General features: G+C 65.1%; 11 protein-coding genes. 5 read left to right on the top strand and 6 right to left on the bottom strand.

Going from position 1 to position 14,503, the window contains the following annotated elements; genetic code table 11:
• Positions 1-7: 7 nt before the first annotated feature.
• Genes ACRECS_RS00935 through ACRECS_RS00925 form a run of 3 tightly spaced genes read left to right on the top strand, consistent with a single transcriptional unit; the run spans position 8 to position 2,627 of the window.
• A complete protein-coding gene (locus ACRECS_RS00935) occupies positions 8-670 on the top strand; it encodes a DUF969 domain-containing protein (RefSeq protein WP_431581077.1) in 663 nt (220 codons plus the stop codon).
• The gene (locus tag ACRECS_RS00930) at positions 667-1,629 is read left to right on the top strand and encodes a DUF979 domain-containing protein (RefSeq protein WP_431581076.1); all 963 of its coding nucleotides are present in this window, start codon (positions 667-669) and stop codon (positions 1,627-1,629) included. Before ACRECS_RS00935 ends, ACRECS_RS00930 begins: the two co-directional genes overlap by 4 nt.
• A complete protein-coding gene (locus ACRECS_RS00925; protein WP_431581075.1) occupies positions 1,626-2,627 on the top strand; it encodes a DUF2891 domain-containing protein in 1,002 nt (333 codons plus the stop codon). Before ACRECS_RS00930 ends, ACRECS_RS00925 begins: the two co-directional genes overlap by 4 nt.
• A gap of 28 nt (positions 2,628-2,655) precedes the next feature.
• Here the strand turns inward: ACRECS_RS00925 and ACRECS_RS00920 are convergent, their stop codons facing one another.
• From ACRECS_RS00920 to ACRECS_RS00900, 5 genes are all read right to left on the bottom strand, one after another.
• Positions 2,656-3,600 (bottom strand): N-acetylglucosamine kinase, encoded by a 945-nt coding sequence (locus tag ACRECS_RS00920; RefSeq protein ID WP_431581074.1) that lies wholly within the window; start codon positions 3,598-3,600, stop codon positions 2,656-2,658.
• A complete protein-coding gene (locus ACRECS_RS00915; protein ID WP_431581073.1) occupies positions 3,597-4,736 on the bottom strand; it encodes an SIS domain-containing protein in 1,140 nt (379 codons plus the stop codon). Before ACRECS_RS00915 ends, ACRECS_RS00920 begins: the two co-directional genes overlap by 4 nt.
• Positions 4,729-6,012 (bottom strand): D-tagatose-bisphosphate aldolase, class II, non-catalytic subunit, encoded by a 1,284-nt coding sequence (locus ACRECS_RS00910; protein WP_431581072.1) that lies wholly within the window; start codon positions 6,010-6,012, stop codon positions 4,729-4,731. Before ACRECS_RS00910 ends, ACRECS_RS00915 begins: the two co-directional genes overlap by 8 nt.
• 70 nt (positions 6,013-6,082) lie before the next feature.
• Positions 6,083-7,003: an EamA family transporter gene (locus ACRECS_RS00905; RefSeq protein WP_431581071.1), complete on the bottom strand. Its 921-nt coding sequence runs from the start codon at positions 7,001-7,003 to the stop codon at positions 6,083-6,085.
• A complete protein-coding gene (locus ACRECS_RS00900; protein ID WP_431581070.1) occupies positions 7,000-9,093 on the bottom strand; it encodes a glycoside hydrolase family 36 protein in 2,094 nt (697 codons plus the stop codon). The genes ACRECS_RS00905 and ACRECS_RS00900 overlap by 4 nt, the downstream gene beginning before the upstream one ends.
• A gap of 169 nt (positions 9,094-9,262) precedes the next feature.
• On the opposite strand from ACRECS_RS00900, the gene ACRECS_RS00895 reads away from it, so the two are divergent.
• Complete coding sequence (locus ACRECS_RS00895; protein WP_431581069.1) at positions 9,263-10,348, top strand: amidohydrolase family protein; 1,086 nt, start codon at positions 9,263-9,265, stop codon at positions 10,346-10,348.
• Between the two features lie 274 nt (positions 10,349-10,622).
• On the opposite strand, the gene agaR is transcribed toward ACRECS_RS00895, so the two are convergent.
• A complete protein-coding gene (agaR, locus tag ACRECS_RS00890; RefSeq protein WP_431581068.1) occupies positions 10,623-11,399 on the bottom strand; it encodes a transcriptional repressor AgaR in 777 nt (258 codons plus the stop codon).
• Positions 11,400-11,575: 176 nt separating this feature from the next.
• Here agaR and ACRECS_RS00885 point away from each other — a divergent pair, with 176 nt between their 5' ends.
• Entirely contained in the window at positions 11,576-14,485 is a 2,910-nt protein-coding gene (locus ACRECS_RS00885) for a TonB-dependent receptor (RefSeq protein ID WP_431581067.1), read from the top strand.
• The last annotated feature ends 18 nt before the right edge of the window (positions 14,486-14,503 follow it).

Here is a 14,503-nt window from a genome sequence, read left to right as displayed (position 1 = left end):
TGCGGCGATGCTGGTCCTGTCCGGCATTGCCGTCATCGTCATTGGCTTCGCGCTGCGCGTCCATCCATTGCTGGTGGTGACGCTCGCCGCCTTCGCCAGCGCGCTCGCCGCCGGTTTCGGACTGCTCGAAGTGGTGGCGATGATCGGGAAGGCGTTTGTCGATGCCCGCTTCATGGCGGTCGCCTGGCTGGCCTTGCCGATGATCGGATTGCTCGAACGGTCCGGGCTGTGCGGTCAGGCGCGGCGGCTGGTCCAGCGCCTGCAGCGGGCGACCGCGGGGCGCGTCCTGATCGGCTATCTCGCGCTGCGCCAGATCACTGCGGCGATGGGCCTGACCGCGCTGGGCGGCGCCGTCCAGATGGTGCGGCCGATCGTTGCGCCGATGGCGGAGGGAGCAGCGGAGGCGGAGGCGCCGATCGACGACGAAACGCGCGACCTGGTGCGGGCGCATGCCGCGGCGGCCGATAATATCGGGCTGTTCTTCGGTGAGGATGTGTTCATCGCGATCGGGTCGATCCTGCTGATCCGCGCCGTCATGGAGCAGAACGGAATCGTCGTCGCGCCGCTTCACGTCGCATTATGGGCGATCCCCACCGCGATCGCCGCGTTCCTTATCCACGGCACCCGGCTGGTGTTGCTCGACCGGCGCCTGCGGAAGCGGGCATCATGATCGGTCTCGACGCGCTCGGCATCGTCGCCGGCCTGCTCCCGGCAACGGTTGCGCTTCACCATGCCCTTGACCGGCGCGCGCCCAGGCGCTGGCGCAATGCCCTGTTCTGGGGGGCCTTCGCGGTGACGCTGATGGCCGGGCCGTGGCTGCCGTATGTCGTCGATGGCGGCCTGGTTTTGCTGATGGTGGCGCTGGCGACGACTGGCCTGAAGCCGGGGCCGGTGCCGACCACGAATGACGCCGAACGGCAGGTGCTGACCGACCGCTTCGGCATGCGCCTGTTCCTGCCGGCGCTGTGCGTGCCGGCCATCGCGCTGGCCGGCACCTTGCTGATGTCGAGCGGGTCGATTGCCGGGGTGGCGATCATCGATCCCAAGCAAGTCACGCTGGTTTTCCTGGTGGTGGGGATTGCCGTCGCGCTGGCCCTTGCGATCCGGCTGACCCGGCCGCCGCGCGCCGCACCGGCGATGGAGGCGCGCCGCCTTGCCGATACGATCGGCTGGGCGATGGTCCTGCCGCAGATGCTCGCGGCGCTGGGCGGCATCTTCGCCGCGGCGGGGGTCGGCAAGATCGTGGCGGATGGCGTGACGGGCCTTGTATCCCTTAATACGCCCTTGATTGCCACGCTGCTCTATTGCGTGGGCATGGCGCTGTTCACGATCGTGATGGGAAATGCATTCGCGGCCTTTCCGATCATGATGGCGGGAATCGGCATTCCGTTTCTGATCCACCATTTCGGTGGGGATCCGGCAGCGGTTGCGGCAGTCGGCATGCTGGCCGGTTTCTGCGGCACGCTGATGACCCCGATGGCGGCCAATTTCAACATCGTGCCGGCCGCCGTGCTCGAGCTGCGCGACCGTTATGCCGTGATCCGGGTTCAGACCCCGACCGCGATCCTGTTGCTGATCGTGAACATCGCGATCATGGCATTCTTCATCGTTCCGGGAGTGCCGCGATGACCGTCTCGCTTTCGGCTGAGCTCGCCGGGCTCTTCGCGCGCACTGCGCTTGGTCATGTGACTCGCGAGTATCCGCACAAGGCCGACCATGTGATGCTGGGCGACGCCGACGCCTATATCCCGCGCGAAGTTCATCCGATTTTCTTCGGCAGCTTCGACTGGCATAGCTGCGTGCATGGCTATTGGCTGCTGGCGCGGCTGCGGCGGCTCTATCCCGAACTCGCGGAAGCAGGCGCGATCGATGCGCTGTTCGCCGCGTCGCTGACGCCCGAAAAGGTCGCGGTCGAACGCGCCTATGCCGCGCGCCCGTCATCGCGCGGCTTCGAGCGGCCTTATGGCTGGGCATGGCTGCTGATGCTTGCCGGCGAGTTGCACCTGGCGGCGAGCCCCTATGCCGCGACCCTGCGGCCGTTCGCGGAGGATTTCGCGCAGGCGTTCCACCGCTATCTGCCGCTGCTCACCTATCCGGTGCGCGCCGGAACGCATGCCAACACCGCCTTCGCGCTGGTGCTGGCGGCGCGGTACGCGCGCATCGTCGGCGATGACGCGCTGCTTGAGCTTCTGACCGAGCGCGCCACAAGCTGGTTTGGGCGGGATCGCGCGCTTGAGCCGCTGGAGCCGAGTGGTGACGACTTTCTGTCGCCGGTGCTGACCGAGGCGCTGGCGATGCGCTCGCTGCTGCCGGGCGCGCTGTTCGCCGCCTGGCTTGCGCGCTTCCTGCCCGAACTGGCGCAGGGTGAGCCCGGGGTCCTGTTCGTGCCCGCGCAGGTGAGCGATCGGAGCGACGGCAAGCTGGCGCATCTCGATGGCCTGAATCTCAGCCGCGCCTGGGCGATGCGCGGTATCGCTGCCACGCTGGCGGACGATGCCACCAGCGAGCGATTGCTGAATTCGGCCGACGAGCATCTGCAGGCTGCGATGAGCCATGTCGTCGGCGACTATATGGGCGAGCATTGGCTGGCGAGCTTCGCGCTGCTTGCCTTCGAAAGTAAGCCCTGATCCGCGCTGCGGCGCGAGGGCGGATCTCCTAGGAAGCGTCGCTGCTACGCGCCAGCCGCTGCGCATAGAGCGCGGCGCCATATCCTGGTGCGTGACGCGGTTCGGTCAGCGCAAAGAGCCCGGTGTCATCGATGATTCTGGCAAAGGCATTTCGGACCAGCGGCTCCTGCAACAGCACGCCGCCCGACCAGGACAGCGGCACCCGCTCGCCGGGCGGAAAGGACAGGCTGGTGCGGAGCGCAATCGCCAGTGCCGCGAGTTCATCGGCCGCCGCCACCAGAATGGCGCTGGCGCCGCTATCGCCATCGGCCGCGGCGCGCGACACCAGGCCGGCCAGCGCGGCGATCTCGCCGCGGCCCATCGCCGCCGGCCCCATGATGCGCTGACACAAATCGAGATCATGGCCGAGCGCCAGCGCCTCGACGATCCGGTCGTGGAGCACGCCCTTCGCCGCGCGGCCGTCACTCATGCGCGAGAAGAGCGCCAGGCCTTGCGCCGCGATCCAATAGGCCGAGCCTTCGTCGCCGATGATCTCGCCCCAGCCGCCCGCGCGCGCTGCCTTGCCCTGGCGTTCGCCATAGGCGATCGAGCCGGTGCCGGCGACGATATTGATCCCGTCCTGGCAAGCGAGCGACCCTGCCCAGCCGCACACCATGTCATTGCCACAGGCGTAGCGTTCATGGCCGAGCAGGCGGCGACAGGCCGCATGAAGCTGCGGATCGATGACGCTGTCTTCGCCATAAGCCGGCAGGCCGAAAAAGACGAAGCCGAGCGCGTCGGGTTGAATGCCGAGCTCGCCGCAGATCGCCGCGATGCCCTGAGCGAGGCGCTGTACGGCCTCGTCGATGCCGACCTCGAGATGATAGGTCGTACCGGTCACGGCGCGTGCGATGACCGCGCCAGCAGCGTCGATACAGACGAACTCGGTCTTGGTGCCGCCGCCGTCGACGCCGAGGAAATATCCCCCGGTCATGGATGCGCGGCGTAGATGCGCACGCCCTGCACGACCCGGTTGACGGTGCCGCTGGCATTGGGGCGATCCGGGGTCAGACCCAGCGCGAGCGAGACGTGCAGGCCGAACAATTGCGCCGGTACGATGAACGGGAACAGCAGATCGGCATCGGCCGCCCCGGCCATGCCGGCGATGATGATGTCCGCGGCGTCGCCGGGCTGGGCGGAGATCACCGCCAGCGCGCCGCAATGACCGTCGCTGCGCAGTTCCGCGACAATGTCGAGATCGTAGCGGCGGGTGAGCGGATCGTTCGACACGAACACCACCACCAGCGTGTCGGTGGTGACGATCGTCTTGGGGCCGTGGCGAAAGCCCAATGCGGTGTCGAATGCGGTGACCACTGCGCCGTCGCTCAGCTCCATCAGCTTGAGCGCTGCTTCGCGCGCGAGGCCCTTGAACACGCCACTGCCGAGATAGACGACGCGCTTGAACCCGCGCGTTGCGAGGTTGCTGACCAAAGGCTCGCAGCGCGTGAGTGCGTCGCTCACCGCCGCGGCAATGGTCGGTCCGCGCGCCTCGAGTGCGTCGATGCCGCCCAGGATCGCGAGCGCCGCCAGCATCATTGCGCTGAAGCTGGAGGTCATGGCGAAACCGCGGTCATGCGTCGCCTCCGGCAGGATGACGACATGCGTGTTGCCGCTGCCGCGCCGCGCCAGCTCGCCCTCGGCGTTGCAGGTCAGGATCAGGTGATAGGCCTCGGCGATGGTCGCATCGACGAGATCGACCGCGGCAAGGCTTTCCGGGCTGCTGCCGGACCGCCCGAACGAGACCAGCAATGTCGGTGCCGCGGCGCGCAGGTACAGCGACGGCGTGCTGACGATGTCAGTGGTGGCGATCGCCTCGACCGGGCGGCCGAGCGCGGCAGACAGCCACGGTGCGAGGCATTCGCCGATGAACGCCGAGGTGCCGGCCCCGGTCAGGATGATGCGCAGATCAGGCCGGGCAAGCAGCGGGGCGATGAACGCCTCGATCTCGGCCCGGCGGTCGCGCAACAATGCTTGAGTGGCGCGCAGCGTTTCGGGTTGCTGGTCGATTTCGCGGCGAGTCCAGGACGTATCGACGCCGCCGGCATCAGGGGCGAGCAGGGGTTCAGGCATTGGGAAAGCAAGCTCCATGATAGGCGTCGAGCGTGGCAGCGATATGCGCCATGGCAAGATCGGCAGGGTCGGGCGTCGCCTGGCCGGCACGTACCGCCGCATAAGCGAGCGGCAGATACTGGCTGACCAGCGCCAGCGGCGGCGGCGTGCGGCGCAGATTGGCGAACAGCTTCTCCTGCGCGGCGCTGATCGCGGCATCGGGCCAGTAATAGCGGATGCGATCCGACAGGCTGTATTGCAGCTGGGATTCAAGCGCGGCGTCGGCGGCGTGATAATATTTGCGCCAATGCTTCGGCTCGGCGTGCATGCGCGACAGCGTGACGCTGCGCAGCGTGGCGCGGTCGGGAGCGGGAATGGTCTCCGCCTCGATCGCATCCAGCGCCCACAGCGCCTCGCGCAGTGCGAAGGTGACGCCGGGGCCGACTTTCAGGATCGCATAATGATCGCGCACCAGCGCAGCGAGGCCCGTGGGGGTCTGGTAATCGGTCGAATGCGCCTCGAACACGAGATGCTCGACCGGTTCGATCGCATGGCTGAGCGCCGTGGCGCGCTCGGGGCGATAATCGACCACCTTGTCGTGATCGAATTCGACCCCGGGCTGCACGACAGTGGCGATCACGCGGTCCCAGGCGCGCTCCAGGCCCGAGGCGCGGAACAGGTCGCGGTGCATGTCGACCGTGGCGATCGCCGCTTCGGGCGTGGTGACCGCCAGTTCCTCAAGATCCTCGGCCGCGCCGCCCGGAACCGGCACCTCGGTGCCGATCACATAGACCGGCGCGTCGGCCGCATCGCCTTGGAACGCATCCTCGGCCACGCGGCACAGCCGCGCCGCGCGTTCGGCGATGGTGCGTTCGGGCAGCGGCACCGGATCGTCGGCGCAGCTCATCGAGCAATCGAGATGGATTTTGCGAAACCCGGCGCGGACATAATCCGCAATCATCACTTCGGCCTTGTCCATCGCTTCGGCCGCCGGCGCGGCGGTCCAGGCATTGGGGCCGAGATGGTCGCCGCCCAGCACCAGACGATCAAGCGGGAAGCCGACCCTGACGGCGATCGCATGGACGAAATCGCGGTAGTCGGCCGGCACCATGCCGGTATAGCCGCCCTCCTGGTTCACCTGGTTGGAGGTGGCCTCGATCAGGGCGATCGGCTGGCCGGTAGCGAGCGCGTGGCGCAGCGTCGCCTCGATCACCAGCGGGTGCGCCGAGCAGACCGACGTCACGCCGATCCGCTCGCCTGCTTTATGCCGAAGCACCATCTCTAGAATCGCCTGCACATCGGTTCCTTTCCGGGAACGCCTGTATCGCATTATCGAAACGAAAACAACGAAACGAAATATAACGAAACTATTTTGTTTCGATGACAGCCTCCGGATCCTTGGAATCGGGCTCGATCGCCAGCAGCAGCGAGGCGGCGAGCGCCAGCAGGATGCCGATCGTCTTGAGCGGTCCGGGCACCACGCCGAGGATGACCAGCGACAGCAAGGCGGTGGCGAGCGGTGCGCCGGCATTGGCGAGTGGGGCAACGATGATCGCCTTGCCGTAGCGAAATGCGAACACCAGGGTCAGCGCGCCGATTGCGTTGAGCAGCTGGATCAGCGCGGCGAGCCATGGGCCGTCCAGCCCCCAGTTGATCGGTCGCGCAAAGTCGGTCATCGCCCAGGCGACCGGGATCAGCACCAGCCCGGACAGCATCATGTAAACGAAGATGCTTTCGCCCGACATGATATGGTTGGCCGCCTTCATGAAATAGGCCTGTACGCCCCAGCACAGCATCACGATCATCGCCGGTATGAGCCAGGCCGCCGAAGCGCCCCCGCCGCTCCCCGGGGCGAAGTCGAAGGTCGGCAGGGCGAGCAGCGCGAGCAGGATGCCGAACGCGCCGAGCCGCCCGGTGCGCTCGCGCATCAGCACGAACGACAAAGCGATCGTCACGATCGGCGACAGCGAGATGATCGGGAAGATGAGATAGGCCGGCCCGCGTGCGACGGCGTAGAACAGCACCATCTGCCCGCCCGCGCCGAGCAACCCGATCGCCAGGCCATAGCCGATCGCGCGCGGTGAGGTATCGAGCCGCCAGCCGGCCAGCCCGAGCACCACCAGCGCGGGCGGGATCATGGTCAGCGCCCAGACGCAATAGACCAAAGTTTCGGGAAAGCCGTGCTGCGGGGACAGGCCGGAAAAGGCGCCCCACACGCCCCACAGAATGACGGTGACCAGCGCATTGATCAGCCAGGCGCGGCCCGACGGCGCGACCGCTCCGGTCATGCCTTGCCTCCCGATGCCGGCATCGCCCGCACCAGCAGGAAGCGCTGGAATTTGGCTTGAATGCTGTTGTTCGTCGCGGTGGCGGTGCCGAGCGGGCTGCCGGTAAAACTGTCGATCAGCGTGTAGCGTCCGGCGCCAAGGCCGCGCAGCGTGAGCGGGCCATCCCATGTGTCGGCATAAAAGGCGTAATGCAGCACGCCGTCGCGTTCGATCGCATGCGCCTCAGGCTTGTCGAAGCCGATATCATAGAGACCGCCGAGATAGCGCCCTTTCGACAGCATGTTGGCGCGGTACAGATCGATCCATTTGCGCCACAGCACTTCCTTCTGCGCGGTCAGCACGAAGCCGCCGGGCGGCAGCGGTTCGGCGGGATTGGGCACGTCCTTCGGCCAGGTGAATTTGGTCGAAGGGATCGCGCCGATCCCGTAGGTGGAGGCGAAATCGTCGCGCCCGTCGCTCAGTTCGACATGATCCCCGGAAAACGGCGCGGACGGGCCCATCAGCGCCTTGAACGTCTTGCCTTTCGAGCGAACCTGCCATGATGAGGTGGGATCGGACGCCGGCGTGTTGTTCATCGCCGGAATATTGTGGAAGGCGAAGCTGTCGCCGCACGGACACAGCTCGATCACGGCCTGCGGATTGATCGCGATCGCTTCGTCATAGATCGCCTTCCAGAAATCCTGCAGTCGCTCGAACGATTCCTCCGGCCGGGCATGGTTGTGCGCAGGATTGTAGCACGGCGCGACGCCGTTCAGATGCTGCCCGTCGAGCTTCAGCCCCTCGAACCCCCAATCGCCGATGATGCGGCGGACCTGAGCACGGAAGAACTCGATCGTCGGCGGATAGGCCGGGCACATGGTGAAGGCGCTCCACCAGCTGACATTCTGCGCTGCGCCGTCGCGATCGAGGATCAGCATATCGGCATGGTCACGCAGGATGTCCGTACCGGGATCGATCGCCAGCGGCGCGAACCACAAGCGCGGGCGCATCCCGTCCGCCTTGATGCGGTCGGCGAACGCTTTCATGTCGGCATCGCCGCGTGGGAATTTCTTGCGATCGAGCTTCCAGTCGCCCTCGGACGTCTGCCAGCCATCGTCGAGCACGGCCCATTCGAAGCCCATGTCCTTCGCCTTGGGCAGCGTGCCGTACACCTGTTCGGGGGTGAAGTTGCGCTCATAGCCCCAGGCGCACCAGATCGGGCCATAGCTCGAGTCGGGGATCGCCGGCGCGGCGAGGCCACGCTCGGCCATGATGCGGCGATAGGCGTCGAGCGGGCGGAAATGATCGCCGCCATGCGCCATCAGGAAAGCGGTCGGCAGGGTCAAGGTGGCGCCGGAGGCGAGCAAGGTCGGCTCATCGCCCGACAGGCCGATGCGCGTTCCGTCCGGTTGCGCCGCGACCGGCAGCGAGACCAGCCGCGGTACCGTTTCGATATGGCCGACTGCCAGGCCGACATCGCGGCGCCACACCACCGCGACCGGCGTGCCGCCGCCATAATCCGAGCCGTTCATGCCCATGAAATTGCGCTGCTCGAACCCGGGCGCGACCTTCTGCACCCAGTCGCGGCGATCGGGATAGGATGCGCCGGCGAAGCTCCATGCGCCGGCCGGATGGCTCAGCAGATCATGCGTCGCGGCGCGCCAGCCGGCGATCGCCAATGGTGCCGCGCCGGTGTTGCGATAGCGCAGCTCGTACAAAGCGAGGCCGGGATAATGATCGAGGAAGGTGACATCGAGCAGCTGCTCCACTGCGCCGCCGGCAGTGGCGCGCAGCTGGTGTCGGCGGCCCGGGCCGTGCGGGCCGGATACGGATGTTTCCCTATGGTCGAGCAGCAGGAAGCGATCGAGCGCGTGATGATCGGTGAGGAACAGGGCCTCGCCGGCCGCCATCGGCGTCACCGGCTTGTCGCCAAACGACACGCGGGATTGCATCGCCGCATCGAACTCGATCGTCAGCGTGCCATCGGAGAGTTTCACGCCCGCCGGCGCCGCGGCCCAGGCACGCGCCGTCAGTGTCGGGCCGGCGACCAGCGCCGCGCCGGCCATCAGGCGGCCGAGCAGCGCACGGCGATCGACGAGGTTGGACAGCATGGCAATGGGCTCCCCTGATATCGGCCGATCACGCAAACGAGCGACCGTAGAAGAAAGATGTTGCACGAACCGCAGGCACGGCGCAAACCATATTCGCAATTTAACGCATCGTTTTGTTTCGTTTCGTTTGGATTGAGGGAGACCGAAGATTCGTTCGCTGAAGACAATCATGCTGCTGGCGACGTCGGCATTGCTGATCGGCGCCGCAGCGCCCGCGCCCGGCTATAGCGAGGCGGATTTCGCGTTGGTCGCCAAGTTCGACGCGCATGTCCATGCCAATGTCAACGATCCGCGCTTCCTGGACGTGGCGCGCCGCGACGGGATGGAGCTGCTGTCGATCAACGTCGATTATCCCGATTTTCCGCCGCTGCCGTTGCAAGCGACGGTAGCGCACCAGATGCAGGCGAGTGATGCCAGGCGCTTCCACTTTGCCACGACGCTTTCGATGCAGGGCTTCGGTACGCCAGGCTGGACAGAGCGCACCAACCGCGCACTGGACGACGCGTTTGCGCGCGGCGCGGTGGCGGTGAAGGTGTGGAAGAATATCGGCATGGTCGCGACCGATGCGCAGGGGAAGCGTGTCTTCCTCGACGATCCGCGCTTCGACGGCGTGATGGCGCATATCGAGAAACGTGGCGTGCCGCTGATCGCCCACCAGGCCGAGCCGAAGAATTGCTGGCTGCCGCTCGACCAGATGACGACGGAGAATGACCGCTCCTATTTCAAGGAACATCCCGAATATTACATGTTTCTCCATCCCGAGGAGCCGAGCTACGAGGCGCTGATGGCGGCGCGCGACCGCTTCGTCGCCCGCCATCCCCGGCTCGCCTTTGACGGCGCGCATATGGCGAGCCTCGAATGGAGCGTGGACGAGCTGGCGCGCTTCTTCGATCGCTATCCCAATACGGTGGTGGATCTCGCGGCGCGCATGTCCAACCTGCAGGTCCAGTCCAACGCCGATATCGCCAAGGTGCGTGCCTTTTTCGTCAAATATCAGGATCGCATTCTGTACGGCACCGACCTGACGGACAGCCCGCCCGATCCCGCCGCCCGCGCGCAGAACCCGCCCGCTACCGGCGATTTCGCCAAGGAAGCCGATCAGGTGTGGCGCGCGGACTGGCGCTATCTGGCGACCCCGCTCAGCCAGCGGGTCGATGCGATCAATGCCGATGCCAAAGGGCTGGATTTGCCCCGCGCGGTGATCGACAAGATCTACCGGAAGAACGCCCGTCGCTTCTTCAAGCTGAAGGGCTAGGGTCCATACTCGATGACCGCAATGGTCGTGATCGCCCGGAACACGCTGCTGACAAGGAGCGCAGCGCAGACGCGTAGCTTGAGCTACGCGCAAGCAAGCGACGCTGCCCAGCGGCCTGTTCCGGGCGACCGCTTCGCGGCGAGCGGCTTTTGACGCACAACGGTGTCGCGCGTCGGTCACGATGGAATAGCCATCGCTCCCTCCTTGATCCTAGCCGTGCGCTAAAAGCCGCTCCGTCACGACCGTTGCGATCATCGAGTATGGACCACAGGGCTCAGGCGATGTGAAGGCGGAAGCCGAGCCGCTCGGCGGCCGCCTGCATGCCGGCATCTGCGGCATCGGTGACGAGGTCGTCGATCTCGGCCACATTCATGATGCGGTGCAGGCAGACGCGGCCGAACTTGGACTGGTCGGTCACCGCGATCACTTGCCCCGCCGCCTTGACCATCTTGCGGTTAAGCACCGCCTCGGGTTCGAAATGAGTGGTGATGCCGCGCTCGATATCGAATCCGTCCACGCCCAGAAACAGCTTGTCGACATGCAGGTCATCGAGCGCGCTTTCGGTCTGTGCGCCATAGAAAGCGCGATTGCGCCGTCGCAGCGCGCCGCCCAGCATCACCACGTTGATCCGTTCCTTACCCGCCAGCGCGCAGAGAATATCCAGATCGTTGGTCAGGACGGTCACGTCATCGATATCGCTCAGATGCAAGGCAATCTGCAGCGCCGTGGTGCCCGAATCGAGCACGATCGAATCGCCCGGCACCACCATGGCGGCAGCCAGCGCGCCGATCCGCGCCTTTTCATCGACATTGATCGAGCGCTTGGCTTCGACCGGGGGCTCGGCCGCGACGTTGACGGCATCGGCGGCGATCGCCCCGCCATAGGCCCGCTCGGCGATGCCGCGTTTGGCCAGATAGTGCAGGTCCTTGCGGATCGTCTGCATCGACACGCCGAAGCGCTCGGCCAGCGGCACCACCTGCACGCTGCCGCGCTCACGCACCAAGGCACTGATCTGCTGTCTCCGGCCGCTGGTGTCGCGAGTGACGGACATATGGGCTTCTCCTGTTCCGCCTGTGCTTATCAGCCTAAAATCGCTCGCACAACAAACTAGCAAGTTTCGTTTCTTTTCTATTTGACAGTTTCGCTACGTTCGCGATACCAAACCGCAATAAATCGCACGAATCCGTTTGGGAAATGGAGATCGTGCAGCGATCAAGGGGAATGGCAATGACGCGACGACGCATGTGGCGGGATGTGGTGCTTACCGGGGTCAGTGCAGCAGCGCTGCTGACCGCGTCCACCGCGGTGGCGCAAACCAACGACGCCACGCCCTCGATCGCCGAAACCGATCCCGCGACGGTGCCGATCGATCCCGCACAACAGTCCGGCGACATCAGTACATCGGACAATGGCGCGTCGGACAATAGCGTCGGCCCCGACATCATCGTGCGTGGTGTGCGCGGCAGCCTGTTGCGGTCGATCCAGGCCAAGCGCAACGCCGACACGATCGTCGATGCGATTTCCGCCGAGGAACTCGGCAAGTTCCCCAACCGCAACGTTGCCGAAGCGCTGGCCAATATTCCGGGCGTCACCGTCGGCCGCGATGGCCGCGGCGAGGGGCGCTCGATCACGGTCCGCGGGCTCGGCGAGAATTTCGCCATCACCACGCTGAACGGGCGCATCCTGCCGACCGACGGTACTGATCGGTCGTTCGCGTTCGACGTGCTGCCGTCGGAAATCATTTCCGGGGCGGAAGTGCAGAAGGCCGTGCGCTCGTCGGAGCTGGAGGGCAGCATCGGCGGCAACATCAACCTGCGCACCGCGCGCCCGCTCGACCGCACCGGTCTGCATGCCTCCGCCTCGGTGGAGGGGCAGTATAATGATTTCGTTGACAAGGGCGGCTACAAGATCACCGGCGTGGTCAGCAAAACCTTCGCCAACGACACGATGGGCGTGATGGTCGGCGCGAGCTACAACAAGTACAAGTTCCGCACCGACAATCTTGGCGAATATTCGATCACCGACGGGACCGAAGCCGCTTACGGCGTCGATTTCAACCGCGACGGTCAGGTCAATCCCGACGCCAATGGTCCGGCCTATATCTGGCCCGATTATTACAGCGTCGGCACCGTGCAGGGCGAGCGCGAACGGATCGGCGCGGCAGGCGCGTTCCAGTGGAAGCCGTCCAGCAATTTCGAGCTGACGATCGACGGCATTTACAGCCGGTATAAGGTCACGCAGCACAATTACCGCTCGTCCAACTATCTCAACCCGCTGGGCGATGACGGGTCGCTGCGCTGGGATCCGGCGTCGATCAAGGTCGATTCCAATAACGTCGTCACCGGCTTCAAGGTCAATGACCTGGTCAGCGAAGTGCTGACCACCGACGAACCGCGCAACAGCCAGACCTACCAGTTCGGCGGCCATATCGACTGGCAGCCGACCGCTCGGCTGAAGGTTGCGATCGACGGCTATTACGGCAAGGCGCGTGACGATACCGGTGGACAGAATCGCTTCGTCGTGGCCGGCATCCCTGGCGCATCCGCGACCTTCGCCGCGCGCGACGGCGGCATTCCGGACCTGGACATCACGATTCCTGGTGGGCGTACGCTCGACCAGGCGACCAATGATGATTTCCGTGCGCATTACATCGGCATCCAGGGCCAGAATATCGAGGATCGCACGCAAGGTGCAAAGCTCGACCTGACCTATGAGGTCGATAACGACACCTTCAAGTCGATCACCTTTGGCGGCGCCTGGACCGATCGCCGCAAGGCGGTGGAGACGATCGACAACCAATACACCACGTCGTGCAATTATTGCGGCTATCCCTTCACCTTCGGCCAGCTGGGCGCGTCAGTGGTACGGCCGGGCAGTGGTGATATCCTGCCCAAGCTGCCGGGCAATTTCCCGCGCAACTTCCCTTATTTCGACATCGATACCTATCTGGCGGCACTGCCCCGCGCGGACAACAATCCGGCGATCCTCGATCCCAATAGCTGCCTCGACGCGACCGGTACGCCGATCCCGGGCTGCACCTTGTCGCCTTATCCCGCCGGCTTCTCGACTCAGATCATCCAGCCCGACCTTCCCGCCTCCTATCTGATCAAGGAGCGGACCTGGGCGGGCTATGTGCAGTTCAACCTGGCCGGTCCGCGTTGGCGCGGCGATATCGGCCTGCGCCTGGTGTCGACCAAAGTGTCGTCGACCGGCTATGGCGCCAGCATCGCCAGCATCATCCCGCGCGTCGGCACGCAGGATAACGACGTGAACTTCAACCCGGTCGATGCGATCAATGGCGGCGGCGATTATCTGCGCCTCCTCCCGGCGGTCAATTTTGCCTATGACATCACCGATGGCTTCCGCGTCCGGCTTGCCGCGTCGAAAGCGATCTCGCGGCCGAGCTTTGGTGAGCTGTCGCCGGCCAAGGATGCGACCTCGGCGCAGTCCGGCACCTTCATCATCTATGATGCCGGCAATCCCAATCTGAAGCCGACCAGTGCCGACCAGTTCGACGTGTCGTTCGAATATTATCCCTCGAATCGCCTCGCGCTGACGGCGGCCGCTTTTTACAAGCACATCACCAATTTCGTCTCGACCGTGCCCGTTGATGTCGTGATCACGCCGACAGCGCAGCCCGCCAATCAGCAGCAGAATTTCAACTTCGTCGAATATCAGGTGATCAACGGCGACAGCGCCAAGGTGTACGGGCTGGAAGTCGGCGGCCAGTATTTCCTCGACAACGGCTTCGGCGTTCAGGCGAACCTGACCTATAATCATTCGCGCGCCACCTCCGGCAATGTGACCACCGGTCTGCCCGGCGCGATCCCCTTCTCGGCCAACACCAAATTACTCTATGAGAAGCACGGCATCGGCGCGCAGGTCTCGTACAGCTATCAGTCGCGCTACACCTATGCCCAGTCGGGCAATCTCGGATATCTGCCGGTCAAGGAAAATGCCTATCACGAAATGTCGGCCAGCCTGTCCTATGACCTGACCGACAATTTCTCGATCTATGTGCAGGGCTCCAACCTGCTCGGTTCGGCGATCAAGCGTTTCAATACCTATGAGAACGTGCCGAACTTCTACGAATATTCGGGCCGTTCCTTCTTCTTCGGCATCCGCACCCGCTTGTGATGCCAATCCAGTGAGCGG

It is taken from the genome of Sphingomonas sp. (assembly GCF_050725575.1).
Classification (GTDB): Bacteria; Pseudomonadota; Alphaproteobacteria; order Sphingomonadales; family Sphingomonadaceae; genus Sphingomonas.
This window is presented reverse-complemented; position numbering and strand designations above follow the sequence as displayed.